The following is a 17,612-nucleotide window of genomic DNA, read 5'->3' on the forward strand; positions in this document are numbered from 1 at the left end:
TTAACTAATTCTTGAATAGAAAAAGGGACAAATGAAGATTTCATTTGTCCCTTTTTTATTTGTTGCTTTAGAAGATGGTCAATAACCAGCGGTTGACGCTGCTTACTCTTCGATAAACCAGTAGCCTTTGTTCACCAGTTCAGTCACGACCGTTACGCCCGAAGGAGATAGAGCAGCAGCTGAAGTAATCAAGGTTTCATCGCAAAGTGTGTTGAGTAATGAAGAGTCCGCTTCATCAACCTTAACCACTTCGCCATTGATGTAAGCCGTGTTGTTTTCATTTTCGTGGTAGAGCGCCTTTAAGCCAGATACACGGTGGATTTCACCTTCAGACTCAAAATGTTGAGCAATCTCTTCTTGAGTCCATAATGGCTCAGGAGCGACGATATCAAGTTGGTGGCGTGATTGGCTTAGCAGACAACCCATGAATTCACTGATGGTTTCAGGTTGCTCTAGTGCAGATTTCAACATGTCAGTGAGATTGCTTAAATCCGATGAACGAATTTTTCCGTAGCCTTCTTGCGTTTTGAATTCTGGATCGTGCAGGTGTACGTCACCCATATCATGAGCAAGCACAAAATCGGCAAAGTTGCTGATTAGCTCTTGTTCTTTAGGGGAACGGTAGCCAATAGAGTAGCTCATCGACGGCTCTAATGTGTTCCCTTCATGTGGGAAACCTGGCGGGATATAAAGGATATCGCCCGGCTCTAAGGTTTCATCAATGATTGGCTCAAAGCCTTCTATTTGGCGTAGAGCAGACGCTTGAACGGTCTCTTTGTACTGACCAACATCTTTCGCGCCCACTTTCCATTGACGTTTACCTTGGCCTTGAATGATGAATACATCGTATTGATCAATATGAGGGCCAACACCGCCTTCAGGTGCTGAGTAGCAAATCATGAGATCGTCGAACAACCAGTTTGGTAATTGTTGGAACGCTTCAGTCAGCTGATTTGCACCTTGATGCCAATGGTTGGCTGCTTGAACGATCAATTGCCAATGTGTTTCAGTGAGTTCACCAAACTTCTCTTCAGTGAATGGACCGTGTTCGGCTGTCCATTTGTTGTCGAGGTTAGAAACAAAGCGAGAATCCACTTCTTCTTCCATCGATAAACCAGCAAGTTCTTCCGGCGAAATTGGGTCGACGAAGTTCTGGAAGCCACCTTTTAAGATGGTTGGTTTCTTATGCCAGTAATTTTCAAGAAACTCGGGCATAGAAAAGCTAAGTTGGTACATGTGAATCCTGTATATTTTTTGCTAGATGCTAGATGCTAGATGCTAGATGCTAGTTTGGCTTGTAAATCTTGCTGGACAATCTTAATTGCTTCTAACGCCACCTTTGGGTCGATCTCGTTGCTTTCGAGTAAGTAGATCAAGTCGACAGCTAACTTAACTTCTTCAGGTGCGTTATCCAGTGGTGATGATGTGTTATCAGTGCTCATTTCGCGTAGGGTTCTCTAAGTTAATCAATCTCTCAATGTTCTTCATTGAGTCCTCACAGCGTTCCAATCGTTCTTTTGCGAGTTGCCAAGCCTCTTCCGCTTTTTTCTTATGGTGGCGTGGCGCTGAATCAAACGCTAACTTTCGTGTTTGAACTAAATCGACGAGCCGCTTTTGCCAATCTTGGTGTTGTGCGAGTTCGTTGTATAAGTCGTTTAAGCTTTTTCCTGATTTACTTTTCCTGTCTAGGCGCAAATCGTGATTGGCTAACTCTCGTTGAATCGCTGCAATCTGGTTGGTCAGCCTTTCAGTCAGGTAATTCGCTCGTGATGAAGTGAGTTGATTGGTGCTCTGTTCACGAATAATGGTGTTATAAGTTGCCTGAGTTTCAAGGGCATAAGGAAGAAGAGTCGATGCTCCACACTTAAACAAGGCTCTATCAAACAGTGCTTGATGATAAGCGCCACGAGACTTATCGACCTGAGAGCAATGGCCAATCAAGGTATCAATAACGCTTTTTAGCTTTGAAAACTGATTCATTTTGCTTCTCGTTTGTTGGTGGCTATAAGTTTACAAACCACGCTTCGTAAGCCAGTTTAATTGCAAGTACGCTTACAACTGTAACAAAAACCGGTCGTATAAACGTCGCACCAAAACGAATTGCAGAGTGTGCCCCTACAAACGCTCCGGCCATTAAGCAAACACCCATGGTTAAACCAAGAACCCAATCAATATGACCAAGAATTGCAAAGGTCACTAAAGAAGTGAAGTTACTGGTAAAGTTCATTGCTTTGGATAGGCCTGAAGCAAGCAAGATATTTAGGCGGTAAAGAGCCATAGAACTTACTGTCCAAAACGCGCCAGTTCCCGGGCCTGCGACGCCATCGTAAAAGCCCAGAATGAATCCTTGGTACTTTTGCTTTTTCTTCAGCACAGGACAAGGTTTCGGTGACACGTTGTGATTGGCATTCGGCGTCTTGTGAAAAATGGTATAGACCGCTGCAGCAAGAATAACTAATGGTAGTACTTTCTCTAACCACTCAGTGCTGATTGCATCAACTGTTAAAGTACCAATTGTTGCACCTATCAAGGTGGCGATGAATGCATTGATCCAACATTCTGGCTTAAATAGCTTTTTGCGATAGTAAGTAAAAGCCGCTGTCGATGAGGCAAACGTTGCAGCGAGCTTGTTCGTCCCTAGCGCGATATGTGGCGGCAGGCCAAGCGACAGTAAAGCTGGAACGGTTAACATCCCACCACCACCGGCGACGGCATCAATAAAGCCCGCTGCAAATGCAACCAGAGCGAGGATAACCAACATGGTTGGCTCAATCATTTCCATAAATAGCTAGTGTTCTCGTTATCGGCTGTTAGGGCAGCCACACGAATAATCGATGGATTAATCATGTTGGGTTGTGAATGCAGGGCCTAGCGATAACTGGCCCATAACTACCTTTCGGGTAGGAAAATTAGTATTTTATTGTTCTTTTAAAAGGCGGTAGTGAGTCGAGTAGGGATTTCCCGTATCGCTTCGTGACTATGCGTCTATCAAGGATCGTGACTTTACCAGAATCTCGTTCCTTACGCAGTAGTCTACCGACAGATTGAATAAGCTTTTTACTCGCTTCTGGAACAGTAATCTGCATAAAAGGATTACCGCCACGTGATTCAATATATTCTGAATGTGCTTGTTCTACAGGTGACGTAGGAACGCCAAAAGGAATCTTAGTAATAACTAGGTTTTCAAGAAGCTCTCCAGGTAGATCAAGACCCTCTGAAAAGCTGCCAGTTCCAAAAAGAACGCTTGTTTTACCTTGGTCTATGAGTTTTTTATGTTTTTTTAGGATTTCGGTGCGTGAAGTATCACCTTGAACCTGTAAAGCCCATGACTTTTTAACGAAATCTGTTGCCAAAGCTTCTGCAACTTTATTCATTTGCCAGTAAGAAGAGAATAGAACGAGATTGGCTTTGTTGTCTTCTATTACCTTAGGCAAAATTTCAATAAGATATTCGGTAAACTGAGGCGCTTGCGGTTCGTATTTCATAGCTGGCACGATCAGCTCTGCTTGATTCTGATAATCAAACGGTGATGCCAAAGCCAGAAACTGCACGCCATCGTCTTCTTTTTGACTGATTCCTGCTTGGTGACAGAAAAAGCTGAAGGAGTTGAGTGCTCTCATGGTCGCGGAAACAAGCACCGCACCGACACAACGGCTCCAAATCTGTTGGTCAAGCTGCCAGCCAACTTCGAGTGGTGAAACATTGACAACAAAATCGCCTTCGCTCTCTTTATTGAGTTCAAGCCAGCGCGCCAAAGGGGCTCCTTTTTCTCGTTTAGGCTCGGCCATTAAGCGCCAAACCTGCGCAAGGTTTTCTGTTCTTTGTATATAGAAGCCGATTTCAGCAAGTGCGGGCTCGGCTAATTTTGCTGAAAGTTCTCCATCTTTAACACGTTCAGCAATAAGGTCTGCAATCTTCGCAACCGCTTGGCTCGCCTTTTGTGTGAGTTGCTTGAGATCTTTAGATTCATTCTCTAGCCACTCAGGTAAGTCACCATGTTCAAAACGGTACAATCCATCTTCAAAATGGGTGGCGTCAAACTGCTTGCTTAGCTGAGTCAGAGTAGGAATCAGCTGTTGTACAGAATCCTGCAATTCATTTCTAAATCGACCCACTCGCTTTTCGTCCGCTAAGCCTGAAAGTTTGGTTATCGATTGGTTTAAACGCTCTAACCATGAAGCGGCACCTTTTAGACTTGCCGCCGCAGAAGAGTGATCTCGGGCTACGTGTGGTAAGTGGTGTGCTTCATCGAAGATATAGATGCTATTTTCAGGTTCTGGCAGTATCACACCGCCACCTAGATCTGCATCAGCCATCACTAAACTGTGATTAGCGATGATAACGTCTGCTTTATCTAATTCTGAGCGTGCTTTTTGGAAAGGACAGTCTCTGTGAGTTGGCATGCTGTTGTTACAACTATGCTTATCACTGACAATCATTTGCCAAATCATGTTATCAATCGGCTTTGGCCATGAATCACGGTCACCATCCCATTTACCTTGGGTTAGGCTACGGTACATGGTTTGTAATTGTTCGATGTCCTTTTGCTTTGGCTTGGATTCGAACATAGCCATCTGACCACCATCAACCCCACAAGCAGCGGCTAGTTTCTCGGCACAGCAATAACGCTGTCTGCCTTTGGCGAGTATAAAAGAGAACTCTCTATCAGTCAGTCTTCTATATAGAGGGAGATCTTTATTTACGAGCTGTTCTTGAAGTGCAACCGTCGCCGTTGAAATGACGATTTTTCGATTGTTGAGTACTGCAACAGGAATCGTTGCCATTAAGTAAGCCAGTGATTTGCCGATCCCTGTCCCGGCTTCTGCAACGATCATGCGATTACTTTTGTGGTATTGACCACAAAGTGTCTTCGCTATTTCTGCAACAAGGTAATTTTGAGCACGTCTAGGTACAAAGTTGTCCAACTGATCTTGGAGGTTTTGATAACTGGTGCGAATAGAATTTTGAATTTTAGTAGTTAGCATACTGTGACCTACGTAGCGGAGCGAGGATAGTAGCACATATCACTAGTCGGTACATTTACGGCGAAATAGCTTGCTTTTGAATCAAAGGTAGATCTTGTTCACAAAAAAAAACTGAACCATCAGGAACTTAACTATTTTATTTATTTTGCGAAATATAAATATTAAAAAAGACTGGCTTGTAGGTGTTAAATTCTGAAATTTGGCTTCATTGTGAACTATTTGTGGTTTTAAGTTCTGTTTGTTACATTTTTTGGATTATTATATTTGCTGATAAAACTAAGGATAAGCTGCTCGTAAAATGATGAAAAAAAATGTAAGTGATTGATTTTAATTGTTTTGTGTTTTTTTTAGGTTTGTTTTTAGTTTATTTGACACGCAGGATAATCTTTTGCAATCTAGACCTCGGAATTTAGTGACGGTGATTAACCAACAAAGAGTGGTAATGACCAGTCGCAAAAAATAAAAAAAGGGAACCGGGCAAGGATCTCCCATTCTTAGAAAAGGCAGTGGATTTATTATGAAAAAGACTCTATTAGCGCTAACAATCGCAGCAGCTTCAACTTCAGCTTTCGCGAACGTAGGCCTAGGCAACGCAAAACCAACATTTGAATTTGACCCAATGCACAAAGAGCAGTTCTCTGTTTCTGGTTCAGTTGGTCTTGGTGGTTACTACGACACTAAAACTAAAGCTATGTATGATGACTGGGCAACAGCTCTTACTTTAGCAGTTAGCTACAAAAACAACCGAGTATTAGGTTACTTCGAAACTGATTTCGAACTTAACTGGTCAACGGATGAGAGAAAAACTTACGACAAAGTTAAGAAAAAAGGTATCAAAAACGATTTCGGTACTGACGTAGATAAAGCTTGGTTGGGTTTCGACACTGGTGTTGGTGTTCTTTCTTACGGTTGGGAAAATGACACAGCTCTTGATAAAGTAGACGGCGCTGGTGACTTTACTTACGAGTTCGGTTCTTCTGCTGGTGATGCATCTGACCAATACAACGTAGTTAAATTCCAAGGCGCGACTTCTGGCTTTGCTTACGGTGTGTCTTACTTTGAAACTGATGACGATCACGATGCTGCTGATAAAGGCGTGAACGGTTACGTTGGTTTTGAAAGCGAAGTTGTAAACGTATACGGTGGTTACGAAACTCGTGATGATGCTGATTACCAAGTTTACTCTTTATCTGGTAACTCTAAAATTGGTGAGCTAGACTTAGGTGTTAACTTCTGGATCAATGAAGGTGCAGATGACGTTGCTAAAAATACTTCTAACCTAGAAACGGTTGGTTACTACCTGTCTGCTGCTTACCCAGTAACTGAACAGCTGACTCTTGCTGGTGGTTACAACGCTAACTCTACTACAGCAGATGGCGTAGCTGACAAAGATAACTCTCGTCTAAATATCGCAGCAATGTATACGCTTAACGACCGCGTAGATATGGGTATCGATATCCTACAAGACGTCGACGCTGGTAAAGGCAACGACGAAGAAACTGCAGTATTTGCTGCAATGTTCTACAGCTTCTAATAGTTACTTAATCAGTAATTGTTAAATGTTGATAAAAGCCAGTCTTATGACTGGCTTTTTTGTGTCTGAAATTTATCAATGCATATAAAAAAGACCGCTACGTGAGCGACCAGTCATCTGATTCAAATGGTGTATTTTAAATCTCTTTCCACTCACCAGGCTGAAGTTGACCCACATTCATATTTCCCATGGAGTAACGAATAAGACGCAGGGTCGGGAAGCCGATATTTGCTGTCATTCGTCTTACCTGACGGTTACGCCCTTCAATGATAGTAATCGCTAACCATGTTGTCGGTATTGCCGCTCTGAAACGCACTGGCGGGGTTCTTTCCCACACAACAGGTTCAAACATCACCTCAACCTGAGCAGGCAGTGTCATACCGTCTTTTAGCTCGACACCTTTTCTCAATTTATCTAAATCTTCCTCAGAAGGTGCGCCTTCAACCTGTACCCAGTAAGTCTTTGGGGATTTTGAGTTGGGTTGAGTGAGCTTCGCTTGAAATATCCCATCATTGGTCAAGACCATTAACCCTTCGCTGTCGCGGTCAAGGCGACCTGCAGCATAAACGCCTTTCACTGGAATAAAGTCAGCTAGCGTTTTTCTCCCTTCACCATCTGTAAATTGGCTGAGAGTATCGAAAGGCTTGTTGAACAGAATTACTTTGCGATCTTCGAGTGCCACCTTAGGTTTCGCATTGGTAGGTTTACCTTTATATCGGTGCTTACTGGAGTGCGTTTTTTTGTACGAACTGCCAGTGTTATTTTTATCACTGCTTCGGTTCTGTCTATTACCGCTTTGTTTTAATTTGGCGTCAGAACGAGCCGGTTTGTCTGAATGAGATGCGCTGCGTGAGCGAGTAGACATGTTAACTACCTTGCAAAAATGTAAACGAAGTGTGCTGAAAAGTTTTCACTGAAACGGAATTGAGCTATCATTTGCGCGCCTAAAAGACACAAAATAGAACAAGTTTATGGACTCTTGAGCCTGATTTGTTTAATTATACCTACGTGTTTTATTATAACAACGCACTCACGGATTTGGTTCATGCGGTCATTAGATTGCATGAAAAATAAGATAGAGTACGACTATCGAGTAAGCAGTTTTCACTTTTAGAGTGGCTTACTGGTCAATTTATAACACTCTCACTATTCAAGTGAGCTTGTAAGAACTATAGGGAAATTTCATGCCTACTGAAAAACCAACGATCATCTATACCATTACAGACGAAGCTCCGGCGCTAGCAACTTACTCTCTGCTGCCAATCATTCAATCTTTTACGGCTTCTTCTGGTATTAACGTTGATACTCGCGACATTTCACTTGCAGGGCGCATTATTGCCAACTTCCCTGACTACTTGAACGAAGAGCAACGTATTGGTGATGCATTAGCAGAACTAGGTGAATTGGCTAAGACACCTGAAGCGAATATTATCAAGCTTCCAAACATCTCTGCATCTGTACCTCAGCTGCAAGCAACAATCAAAGAACTACAGTCAAAAGGCTACGCACTTCCAAACTACCCAGAAGAAGCAAACACTGACGAAGAGAAAGCAGTAAAAGCGACTTACGATAAGATCAAGGGTAGTGCGGTAAACCCAGTATTGCGCGAAGGTAACTCAGACCGTCGTGCACCACTTTCAGTTAAAAACTACGCGAAGAAGAACCCACACTCAATGGGTGCATGGTCTGCAGATTCTAAGTCGCACGTTTCAAGTATGGACGACAAAGACTTCTTCGGTAGTGAAAAGTCAGTAACCATTGAAGGTGCTACAGACGTTAGCATCGAATTCGTTGGCAAAGATGGCGCAAAGAAAACACTGAAGCCAGCTTTTGCACTGCAAGATAAAGAGATCATTGATGCGTCAGTGATGAACAAGGCTGCTTTAGTTGCATTCTTTGAAAAAGAAATCGCATCGGCTAAAGAGCAAGGCGTACTGCTTTCTCTTCACATGAAAGCAACCATGATGAAAGTATCTGACCCAGTGATCTTTGGTCACGCGGTTAAGGTTTACTACAAAGACGTATTCGCTAAGCACGGTCAGTTATTTGAAGAGTTAGGTGTTGATGTTAACAACGGCATCGGTGATGTCTACGCGAAGATTGCAGCGCTTCCTCAAGAACAAAAAGAAGCAATCGAAGCTGATCTACAAGCGGTATACGAGACGCAGCCACCATTAGCGATGGTTGATTCGGACCGTGGCATTACTAACCTACACGTACCAAGCGACATCATTGTTGACGCATCTATGCCTGCAATGTTGCGTTCTTCTGGCCAAATGTGGGATCCAGAAGGTAAGCAAAAAGATACCAAAGCAATGATCCCAGATCGTAGCTACGCGAGCATTTACCAAGCGGTTATTGATTTCTGTAAAGAGAACGGCGCGTTCGATCCAACAACGATGGGTAGCGTACCAAACGTTGGCTTGATGGCTCAAAAAGCCGAAGAGTACGGTTCTCACGATAAGACTTTCATCCTTGAAGCTGCTGGTCAGGTTCAAGTTGTTGACGCTGCAGGCGCTGTGCTTCTAGAGCAAGACGTAGAGGAAGGCGATATCTTCCGTATGTGTCAGGTTAAAGATGCACCAATCCAAGACTGGGTTAAGCTTGCGGTAACGCGTGCTCGTGCATCGGGTGTTCCAGCGGTATTTTGGTTAGATGCGTCTCGTGCACATGATGCTCAGCTTATTAAGAAAGTTGAAGCGTACCTTCCTGAATACGATACCGATGGTCTTGAAATTAAGATCCTTGCTCCACTTGAAGCGACTCAATACTCACTGGTTCGTATCAAAGAAGGCCTAGATACAATTTCGGTTACTGGTAACGTATTACGTGATTACCTAACAGACTTGTTCCCGATTCTAGAGCTTGGTACATCAGCTAAGATGCTATCGATTGTTCCACTAATGAACGGTGGTGGTCTGTTTGAAACAGGTGCTGGCGGCTCTGCTCCTAAGCACGTGCAACAAGTAGAGAAAGAAAACCACCTGCGTTGGGATTCCCTAGGTGAATTCTTGGCATTGGCTGCATCTCTAGAGCACCTGAGCGTAGTAACAGGTAACGCTAAAGCACAAGTTCTTGCTGATGCGCTTGATAAAGCAACGGGTGAGTTCCTTGATAACAACAAGTCTCCTTCACGCCGAGTAGGTGAGCTTGATAACCGTGGTAGCCATTACTACCTAGCAGCTTACTGGGCTAAGGCGCTTGCTGAGCAAACGGCTGATGCTGATCTTGCTGCTGAATTCGCAGGTGTGGCAAGTCAACTAGCTGAAAGTGAAGAAGCTATTGTTGCAGAGCTGAACAACGCTCAAGGTGTGGCTGGCGACTTAGGTGGTTACTACCTACTTGATGATGCACTGGTTTCAACACTAATGCGCCCAAGCTCAACGTTAAACGCGTTTATTGATGCATAGTGATTGGGCTCATCGTTAGTCAGTCATGAACGTGATTTGCTAACGAGTTGCTTAGTCTGACAGATAAGTCATAGATAAAGTCAAAACCAAAGACGCTTTAACGACAACGTTAAAGCGTCTTTTTTGTTCATCTATAATACTCCTAAGATCTAACTTAATAAGAGTACATCCTCAAACGAATTGTTTAGTGAGCAACTTTAGAGATCCCAAAACGAAAAAACCGCTCACGTAATCCTGTATTACAGGTATTAAATGAGCGGTTTCAATATTCTGTTTACCAGTCAGCCTTTAATGAAGATTGACGGAGGTTAACATGAGTTGGCATTCGCCTATTTTGCGGCGCTGCCTTCTACAGGAACAACGGAGCTAGCATGCGAGCCTTTAGGTCCACTTTCTACTTCATAGTCGACCTGCTGACCCGCCTTCAAGGTTCGATAACCTTCCATTTGTATTGTGGAGTAGTGCGCGAAAATATCGCCGTCTTCACCTTCTGGACAAATAAAGCCAAACCCTTTGGCATTGTTAAACCATTTTACTGTACCTGTAGCCATGCTATACATCCCTCATGCATTTTGTTACTAACGTTGTTATATCAATTGTTGTAAGTGCGATTGATATCATTCCTACCAGCTAAAGAATTTCAGCTAATAGCTTGAATCTCGTACATTGCTTACGGAAATTAACGCTACCCTGCGTAATTATTCCTTATTGTTAATTTTTGAAGCGTGTTACTGATCTTAAATCATGTTGCAAAAATGTATTAAAAAACCTTTTAGCTCCAATGTAGCTAATGATTGAGCACAGTCAATAGTAAATTGGTATAAAAGTGATCAATTTTAATAACAAATCACATTCGAGATTAACTGCAAACTATTAACTAAATAGTAACTTAGCAGTGATCTTATCGTTAGTATCAATAGTTATGGCGTCTTTTTAATCAATCACATATGTTAATCCTGTTAATCGAGATCTTTTATTTGCAGCGATGGAAATGGTGGATTAGGCTCAGTATAGAGGAATATTTTTTGGTACTGTTTCTCGGTGCAGTTTCTTAGTACACCGTAAAGCGTGAATGTGGTAAATTTGAGTTAGGTAAACACTCACGACTTCCGAAAAATAACCCTTAGCAAAGCGATATGAGCAGAAACTTTGAATGGGCATCTCCAGGCTCAGATTTACTGGAGAAAGAAGCAACAAAAGTAAAGCCACCGGCGATGTATAACGTTGTGTTAAATAACGATGATTACACGCCCATGGACTTTGTAATCGAGATCCTAGAGCGATTCTTCTCACTAGATATCGAAAAAGCAACGGAAATGATGCTCAAGGTTCATTATGAAGGTAAAGCTATATGCGGCACATACAGTGCTGAAATAGCGGAAACAAAGGTAGCGCAGGTCACGATGTACTCAAAGGAAAATGAGCATCCGCTACTATGTACAATGGAGCAAGTATAAATTGCTCGAACAACACTGTTGTTCCCTTAGGAGGTACTTATGCTAAATAAAGAATTAGAGACGAGTTTAAATGGCGCATTTGCTCGTGCGCGAGACAAGCGACATGAATTCATGACTGTCGAACACCTCCTACTAGCATTATTAGAAAATGATGCGGCCAAGGAAGCGCTCAAAGCTTGTCAGGCTGATCTCGATGCTCTTCGCAATGAGCTCGATATTTTTATCGATCAAACGACCCCACTTATCCCTGAAAGCGACGAAACTCGCGAAACTCAGCCTACGTTGAGCTTTCAACGAGTACTTCAACGCGCTGTTTTTCATGTTCAATCTTCAGGTCGCAGCGAAGTAACAGGTGCTAATGTACTTGTGGCTATTTTTAGTGAGCAAGAATCTCACGCGGCATATCTTCTTAAGAAAAACGACATTAGTCGCTTAGATATTGTTAACTTCATCTCACACGGTATTACCAAAGCGAGCAACGAAGGCGACAGCCCTTCATCATCTGATTCATTTGGTGGTGCAGAAAATGCTGAAGAAGCTAATTCTGAAGACCGTTTAGAAAATTTCGCGACCAACCTTAACGAAGTAGCGAAGCAAGGTAATATTGACCCATTAATCGGTCGTGACAAAGAGCTAGAGCGTACTATCCAAGTTCTGTGTCGTCGTCGTAAGAACAACCCTCTGTTAGTGGGTGAAGCGGGTGTAGGTAAAACTGCCATCGCGGAAGGCCTTGCATGGCGCATTGTTGAAGGACAAGTGCCTGAAATCATTCAGAGCAGCGTAATTTATTCTCTAGATATCGGTTCACTGTTAGCAGGGACGAAATATCGCGGTGACTTTGAGAAACGTTTTAAAGCGATTCTTAAGCAACTCGAGAAAGAAGAAGACGCGATTCTGTTCATCGATGAGATCCACACCATTATTGGTGCTGGCGCTGCCTCTGGTGGTCAGGTTGATGCGGCAAACTTAATTAAACCGCTACTAAGCAGCGGCAAATTGCGCTGTATCGGTTCAACAACGTACCAAGAGTACAGCAGTATTTTTGAGAAGGAGCGTGCTTTAGCTCGTCGCTTCCAGAAAATCGATATTATTGAACCATCGCTAGATGATACGACTAAGATTCTGATTGGCTTGAAGCCAAAATACGAAGCTCACCACGAAGTGCGCTACACCAACAAAGCGTTGCGTGCTGCTGTGGAACTGTCAGCTAAATACATCAATGAACGTCACCTTCCTGATAAGGCGATTGACGTAATCGATGAAGCGGGCGCTCGCAGTCGTTTGGCACCTGCAAGCCGTCGTAAGAAAACGGTAAGCGTGGCTGATATTGAGTCAATGGTTGCGAAAATGGCGCGAATTCCTGAAAAATCAGTATCATCTTCAGACAAAGATACGCTGCAGAAACTGGATGACCGCATGAAAATGTTGGTGTTCGGACAAGACCCAGCTATCGACGTATTGAGCGAAGCGATCAAGCTGACCCGTGCTGGATTGGGTGCTGACAATAAACCGGTTGGTTCATTCCTATTCGCAGGACCTACTGGTGTAGGTAAAACCGAGGTTACCGTTCAGCTGTCTAAACTGATGGGTATTGAGCTTCTGCGCTTTGATATGTCTGAGTACGGTGAGCGTCATTCTGTGAGCCGCTTGATTGGTGCTCCTCCTGGTTATGTCGGTTACGATCAAGGTGGTCTGCTAACTGACGCCGTAATCAAGAACCCACACTCTGTTGTGTTACTGGATGAAATTGAAAAAGCTCACCCAGATATCTTCAACCTGCTACTGCAGGTGATGGATAACGGCACACTAACAGATAACAACGGCCGTAAAGCGGATTTCCGTAACGTGATTCTAGTGATGACAACCAACGCGGGTGTGGCTGAAACTGAGAAGAAATCGATCGGCCTGATCCAACAAGATCATGCACCAGATGCGATGGGCGAAATCAAGAAGGTGTTTACTCCTGAATTCCGTAACCGTCTTGATAACGTCATCTGGTTCAACAGCTTGGATCCAAGCGTGATTAGCCAAGTAGTCGACAAGTTCATTGTTGAGCTTCAGGTTCAACTGGACGCACGTGGCGTATCTCTAGAGGTTTCTGAAGATGCTCGTCACTGGCTGGCAGACAAAGGCTACGACAAGACCATGGGCGCTCGTCCTATGGGACGTGTGATTCAAGAGAAGCTTAAGAAGCCCCTTGCGAATGAATTGCTGTTTGGTAGCTTGGTTGATGGCGGTACGGTGAAAGTATCTCTGAAGAAAGACGAGCTTGACTTCATCTATGTTGGTGCAAAAGAAGAGGTTATGCACTAACCGATTGTTAGAACGTTCAAGAGTTTAACTATAAAACGCATGACTTAGGTTGTGCGTTTTTTTTATGCTTGCGAGATGCGAGATGCGAGATGCGAGATGCGAGATGCGAGATGCGAGATGCGAGATGCGAGATGCGCGAGATAGGTTTTGCTAAAGGGCGATGTTCAGGCGATAAAAAACGGAGCATTAAGCTCCGCTTCTTATTGTATTCGCTAATTAATAATTAACGAGCACGGAAGACGATGCGGCCTTTAGAAAGGTCGTATGGAGTCATCTCAACAGTTACTTTATCACCAGTAAGAATACGGATGTAGTTCTTACGCATTTTACCAGAGATGTGTGCTGTCACTACGTGACCGTTTTCAAGCTCAACACGGAACATTGTGTTTGGTAGAGTATCAAGGACAGTGCCTTGCATCTCGATTACGTCTTCTTTAGCCATCTAATCCTCTTTCGAAATTTGGCGGTTTTCAACGGCTTGATTGTGCCGTTAAAATCAAAATATGTAAAGTTGTCGCGTATTCTACCCTTGCCACCGCTGATTTACTAGCCTTTGATGACGTTGAAATCGTACTTTATAGTTCATCGCAGGGCATTCATCGATTTGATAACCCAAATATAACCATTGTTTTTGTTCTTTCTGGGCATGTTGGATCTGAAATAGAACGCCAAGTGTTCCCATCGAAATGTCGATATCAGGATCGAAGAAAGTATAAAACGCGCTCGTACAGTGAGACATGATGTCGGTTACGGCGATACCGACCAACTTGTTCTCGTCGTAGATATGCATAAACTTTGTTGTAAGCCACTCATTTTGTGAGAATTGTAGAAATTCTTCTTTCTTAGGTGGGTACATGGTTCCCGAACGGTGACGAGCGGTGATATAGCGGCTGTATAAGTCAAACCAGTTGTCATCCATTTCATCTTTCAGCTCCCAACGCAGTGATTTTCCCTTGTTAAGGATTCGTCGCTGGCTTTTGGAAAGCTTGACCTCTGGGATTGAAAGCCGAATAGCTTGGCATGCTGAGCAATTATCGCAATGTGGCTTATAAATGGTTGCTCCACTGCGGCGAAATCCATTCGCAAGCAGAACTTCATAGTTATCTGAGGTGTGCATGTGTTCGTCAAGCGTAACCGCCACTCTTTCTTCTAGGTGAGGTAAGTAGCTGCAAGCGTGGTTGTCTGTTAATCCAATTCTGATTTGTTGTAAATCTGGATTCATTAAGGCATTTCCTTTAGCCATTGGGTTTGAAAGCATGCATCGTCAACGGAGAACTCTTTGAGCAATTGCAGAGAACCTAGGAATTCATCCCTATCAACCTCGATAGCGCCTAAGGATTCCAAGTGAGGGTTCATGACTTGACAATCAATCAGTTGTCCGCCGAATTGTGTAAAGTGTTCACAAAAATACCACAGCGCAATTTTAGAGGCATTGGTCTTCAGGCTAAACATCGATTCACCGCAAAAGACTTGGCCTCTTTGTAAGCCGTAAAGCCCGCCGATCAGTTTATCGTCTTGCCAAACCTCAACCGAGTGGCAGAAACCTAATGAAGCGAGCTTGCGATAGGCTAACTGCATGTCGCTGTTTAACCAAGTTTCTTCTTCGGGTCTTAGTGAAGAGCAATAACCAATTACTCTGTCCGTCGCTTGGTTGATGCTGACACGATAATTGTGTTTTCTTTGAAACTTTTTAAGACTTTTTGACGGTTCGAATGTCTTAGGATTAAATACCGCTCGCGGTGCAGGGCTCCACCAAAGTATAGGCTCACCTGGGCCATACCATGGAAATATCCCTTGGCTATAAGCGTTTAAAATTCGCATTGGTGATAAATCACCACCGAAGGCGAGCAGACCGTTGGGTTCATCAAGCGCGTCGAAGGGCGAAGGAAACTCTATACTAGTAGTATCAAGTTCGGTTAGGTATATAGTCATAAGTACCGCATTACAGATTAATCACTGACCAAGAGGTCTTTAGGAGTTTTACCATGAAGAAGTTGCTTTGGATTTTACTTGTTTTGCCTATGTTGGCAAATGCAGCTTACAACAGAAACGAAGCTCGACCAGTGAACGAAGTAGTTTATGGTGAGATCGATACGGTTAGATACATCACTCAACAAGAGATCGTTGAATCGAAAGCGAATGGTTGGGAAACCTTATTAGGTGCGGCGATTGGTGGCTTGATTGGTAATCAGTTTGGCGGCGGCACCGGTAAAGAAGTGGCGACAGCTGTCGGTGCAGTAGCAGGTGCGGGTATTGCTCGTAACCGAGGTAACACACAGTATAAAGTTGAGTACAAACTGGTCGAGTTACTGGTCAAAACCAAAGACGACAAGTTGGTCAACATCATCCAAGATGTCGATAACTCGATGTTGTTCAACCGAGGCGATGATGTACGAATTCTCTATTTTTCAGATGGTGTTCGAGTTGACATCGCGTACTAGTATGTAAATGCAATTGATTGGCTAATTAATCATCGGTTTGAGCGGGATTAGCTCTGGAGTTCGTTGGAAAAGTTCGTTAGTCTGCAAGTACGAAGAATTATTCATCACCCGAAAATAAATACGCGCCAGTGACTTCGGGTGGTACAAGGACTATAAGATTTAATGGAAAGCCTTACGTTACAACCAATTCAAAAAGTGAACGGGGAAGTTAACCTACCTGGTTCAAAAAGTGTTTCCAACCGTGCACTTCTTTTGGCTGCACTTTCTACGGGAACCACTCGCCTAACAAACTTACTAGACAGTGATGATATTCGTCATATGTTGAATGCATTGACGCAGCTAGGTGTTGATTACCAGTTGTCTGCAGACAAAACCGTTTGTGAAGTGACAGGTGTTGGTGGTGCATTCTCAAGTGATAAAGCTCTAGAGCTTTTCTTAGGTAACGCGGGTACGGCGATGCGTCCGCTGGCGGCTGCACTATGTTTAGGTCGCGGTGAATACGTTCTGACTGGTGAGCCGCGCATGAAAGAGCGCCCAATTGGCCACTTAGTAACGGCACTGAGAGAAGCCGGTGCCGACGTTGAATACTTAGAGAACGAAAACTATCCACCATTGAAGATCACAGGTACAGGCCTGAAGAGTGGTACGGTTTCAATCGACGGTTCTATCTCTAGCCAGTTTTTGACTGCATTTTTGATGGCTGCACCTCTGGCGGAAGGCGAAGTGACCATCAAAATTGACGGTGAATTAGTTTCTAAACCTTACATCGATATCACGCTACACATTATGAAACAATTTGGTGTGGACGTGATCAATAATGACTACCAAGAGTTCGTGATTCCGACAGGGCAATCTTACACAGCTCCGGGCGACTTCTTAGTAGAAGGTGATGCATCATCTGCGTCATATTTCCTTGCAGCTGCTGCTATCAAAGGTGGTGAGATTAAGGTCACTGGTATTGGTAAAAACAGTATCCAGGGTGATATCCAATTCGCTGATGCGCTTGAGAAAATGGGTGCGGAAATCGAATGGGGTGACGACTATGTTATTTCTCGTTGTGGCGAGCTGAAAGGCATTGATATGGACTATAACCATATTCCAGATGCTGCGATGACTATTGCGACAACAGCATTGTTTGCGAAAGGCACAACGGCAATCCGTAATGTCTACAACTGGCGTGTGAAAGAGACAGATCGCTTGGCGGCAATGGCAACAGAGCTACGTAAAGTCGGAGCCGAGGTTGAAGAGGGTGAAGATTACATCATTGTTAACCCTGTGGCTGAACTGACTCACGCGGCGATTGATACTTACGATGATCACCGTATGGCTATGTGTTTCTCGCTGGTTGCTTTGAGCGATACGCCTGTGACGATTAATGATCCAGGTTGTACGTCAAAGACATTCCCTGATTACTTCGATAAGTTGAAAATGCTGAGCCAGTAAAGGTTCAGGAACTAAAAAAGCTTGCCTAA

Annotated in this window: 16 protein-coding genes; 6 read left to right on the plus strand and 10 right to left on the minus strand. The window is 43.6% G+C overall.

The window, feature by feature from the left end:
• Positions 1-102: 102 nt before the first annotated feature.
• The 5 genes from BCV39_RS21680 to dinG form a co-directional block, all read right to left on the minus strand.
• Positions 103-1,236 carry a cupin domain-containing protein gene (locus BCV39_RS21680; protein WP_102432535.1) on the minus strand — a complete coding sequence of 378 codons (1,134 nt, stop codon included), beginning with the start codon at positions 1,234-1,236 and terminating at the stop codon, positions 103-105.
• Between the two features lie 35 nt (positions 1,237-1,271).
• Positions 1,272-1,442 carry a pleiotropic regulatory protein RsmS gene (rsmS, locus tag BCV39_RS21685; protein ID WP_017111064.1) on the minus strand — a complete coding sequence of 57 codons (171 nt, stop codon included), beginning with the start codon at positions 1,440-1,442 and terminating at the stop codon, positions 1,272-1,274.
• Positions 1,432-1,980, minus strand: a complete 549-nt coding sequence (locus BCV39_RS21690) for a primosomal replication protein (RefSeq protein WP_102432534.1) — start codon at positions 1,978-1,980, stop codon at positions 1,432-1,434. The genes rsmS and BCV39_RS21690 overlap by 11 nt, the downstream gene beginning before the upstream one ends.
• 22 nt (positions 1,981-2,002) lie before the next feature.
• The gene (locus BCV39_RS21695) at positions 2,003-2,782 is read right to left on the minus strand and encodes a TSUP family transporter (RefSeq protein ID WP_048659683.1); all 780 of its coding nucleotides are present in this window, start codon (positions 2,780-2,782) and stop codon (positions 2,003-2,005) included.
• A 127-nt stretch (positions 2,783-2,909) separates the two neighbouring features.
• Positions 2,910-4,985, minus strand: coding sequence for an ATP-dependent DNA helicase DinG (gene dinG / locus BCV39_RS21700; protein ID WP_055319748.1), 2,076 nt, complete (start codon positions 4,983-4,985; stop codon positions 2,910-2,912).
• Positions 4,986-5,502: 517 nt separating this feature from the next.
• Between dinG and BCV39_RS21705 the strand changes: the two genes are divergently transcribed.
• Entirely contained in the window at positions 5,503-6,519 is a 1,017-nt protein-coding gene (locus BCV39_RS21705) for a porin (RefSeq protein ID WP_102460945.1), read from the plus strand.
• A gap of 136 nt (positions 6,520-6,655) precedes the next feature.
• Here the strand turns inward: BCV39_RS21705 and BCV39_RS21710 are convergent, their stop codons facing one another.
• The gene (locus BCV39_RS21710; RefSeq protein ID WP_102432690.1) at positions 6,656-7,384 is read right to left on the minus strand and encodes a pseudouridine synthase; all 729 of its coding nucleotides are present in this window, start codon (positions 7,382-7,384) and stop codon (positions 6,656-6,658) included.
• A gap of 319 nt (positions 7,385-7,703) precedes the next feature.
• Between BCV39_RS21710 and BCV39_RS21715 the strand changes: the two genes are divergently transcribed.
• Entirely contained in the window at positions 7,704-9,929 is a 2,226-nt protein-coding gene (locus BCV39_RS21715) for an NADP-dependent isocitrate dehydrogenase (protein WP_048659679.1), read from the plus strand.
• Positions 9,930-10,258: 329 nt separating this feature from the next.
• Here BCV39_RS21715 and cspD read toward each other — a convergent pair whose 3' ends face one another.
• On the minus strand, positions 10,259-10,480 hold the full coding sequence (gene cspD / locus BCV39_RS21720; RefSeq protein WP_004736548.1) for a cold shock domain-containing protein CspD: 222 nt from the start codon (positions 10,478-10,480) through the stop codon (positions 10,259-10,261).
• Positions 10,481-11,065: 585 nt separating this feature from the next.
• Here cspD and clpS point away from each other — a divergent pair.
• Both clpS and clpA read left to right on the plus strand, forming a co-directional pair.
• A complete protein-coding gene (gene clpS / locus BCV39_RS21725) occupies positions 11,066-11,386 on the plus strand; it encodes an ATP-dependent Clp protease adapter ClpS (RefSeq protein ID WP_102432691.1) in 321 nt (106 codons plus the stop codon).
• Positions 11,387-11,425: 39 nt separating this feature from the next.
• Positions 11,426-13,699: an ATP-dependent Clp protease ATP-binding subunit ClpA gene (gene clpA / locus BCV39_RS21730; protein ID WP_102432692.1), complete on the plus strand. Its 2,274-nt coding sequence runs from the start codon at positions 11,426-11,428 to the stop codon at positions 13,697-13,699.
• Positions 13,700-13,922: 223 nt separating this feature from the next.
• Here clpA and infA read toward each other — a convergent pair whose 3' ends face one another.
• The 3 genes from infA to aat form a co-directional block, all read right to left on the minus strand.
• Entirely contained in the window at positions 13,923-14,141 is a 219-nt protein-coding gene (gene infA / locus BCV39_RS21735) for a translation initiation factor IF-1 (RefSeq protein WP_001040192.1), read from the minus strand.
• Positions 14,142-14,222: 81 nt separating this feature from the next.
• Complete coding sequence (locus BCV39_RS21740; protein ID WP_102432693.1) at positions 14,223-14,921, minus strand: arginyltransferase; 699 nt, start codon at positions 14,919-14,921, stop codon at positions 14,223-14,225.
• On the minus strand, positions 14,921-15,631 hold the full coding sequence (gene aat / locus BCV39_RS21745; RefSeq protein WP_048659672.1) for a leucyl/phenylalanyl-tRNA--protein transferase: 711 nt from the start codon (positions 15,629-15,631) through the stop codon (positions 14,921-14,923). The genes BCV39_RS21740 and aat overlap by 1 nt, the downstream gene beginning before the upstream one ends.
• A gap of 53 nt (positions 15,632-15,684) precedes the next feature.
• Between aat and BCV39_RS21750 the strand changes: the two genes are divergently transcribed.
• A complete protein-coding gene (locus BCV39_RS21750; protein WP_102432694.1) occupies positions 15,685-16,140 on the plus strand; it encodes a glycine zipper 2TM domain-containing protein in 456 nt (151 codons plus the stop codon).
• Positions 16,141-16,302: 162 nt separating this feature from the next.
• On the plus strand, positions 16,303-17,583 hold the full coding sequence (aroA, locus tag BCV39_RS21755; RefSeq protein ID WP_048659670.1) for a 3-phosphoshikimate 1-carboxyvinyltransferase: 1,281 nt from the start codon (positions 16,303-16,305) through the stop codon (positions 17,581-17,583).
• The last annotated feature ends 29 nt before the right edge of the window (positions 17,584-17,612 follow it).

Source organism: Vibrio sp. 10N.286.55.E10, from assembly GCF_002872555.1.
GTDB classification, from domain to species: domain Bacteria; phylum Pseudomonadota; class Gammaproteobacteria; order Enterobacterales; family Vibrionaceae; genus Vibrio; species Vibrio crassostreae.

Bases quoted from the DNA above. Each gene is read 5' to 3' on its own strand.
- BCV39_RS21680 (WP_102432535.1), bottom strand. From the start codon at position 1,236: ATGTACCAACTTAGCTTTTCTATGCCCGAGTTTCTTGAAAATTACTGG.
- rsmS (WP_017111064.1), bottom strand. From the start codon at position 1,442: ATGAGCACTGATAACACATCATCACCACTGGATAACGCACCTGAAGAA.
- BCV39_RS21690 (WP_102432534.1), bottom strand. From the start codon at position 1,980: ATGAATCAGTTTTCAAAGCTAAAAAGCGTTATTGATACCTTGATTGGC.
- BCV39_RS21695 (WP_048659683.1), bottom strand. From the start codon at position 2,782: ATGGAAATGATTGAGCCAACCATGTTGGTTATCCTCGCTCTGGTTGCA.
- dinG (WP_055319748.1), bottom strand. From the start codon at position 4,985: ATGCTAACTACTAAAATTCAAAATTCTATTCGCACCAGTTATCAAAAC.
- BCV39_RS21705 (WP_102460945.1), top strand. From the start codon at position 5,503: ATGAAAAAGACTCTATTAGCGCTAACAATCGCAGCAGCTTCAACTTCA.
- BCV39_RS21710 (WP_102432690.1), bottom strand. From the start codon at position 7,384: ATGTCTACTCGCTCACGCAGCGCATCTCATTCAGACAAACCGGCTCGT.
- BCV39_RS21715 (WP_048659679.1), top strand. From the start codon at position 7,704: ATGCCTACTGAAAAACCAACGATCATCTATACCATTACAGACGAAGCT.
- cspD (WP_004736548.1), bottom strand. From the start codon at position 10,480: ATGGCTACAGGTACAGTAAAATGGTTTAACAATGCCAAAGGGTTTGGC.
- clpS (WP_102432691.1), top strand. From the start codon at position 11,066: ATGAGCAGAAACTTTGAATGGGCATCTCCAGGCTCAGATTTACTGGAG.
- clpA (WP_102432692.1), top strand. From the start codon at position 11,426: ATGCTAAATAAAGAATTAGAGACGAGTTTAAATGGCGCATTTGCTCGT.
- infA (WP_001040192.1), bottom strand. From the start codon at position 14,141: ATGGCTAAAGAAGACGTAATCGAGATGCAAGGCACTGTCCTTGATACT.
- BCV39_RS21740 (WP_102432693.1), bottom strand. From the start codon at position 14,921: ATGAATCCAGATTTACAACAAATCAGAATTGGATTAACAGACAACCAC.
- aat (WP_048659672.1), bottom strand. From the start codon at position 15,631: ATGACTATATACCTAACCGAACTTGATACTACTAGTATAGAGTTTCCT.
- BCV39_RS21750 (WP_102432694.1), top strand. From the start codon at position 15,685: ATGAAGAAGTTGCTTTGGATTTTACTTGTTTTGCCTATGTTGGCAAAT.
- aroA (WP_048659670.1), top strand. From the start codon at position 16,303: ATGGAAAGCCTTACGTTACAACCAATTCAAAAAGTGAACGGGGAAGTT.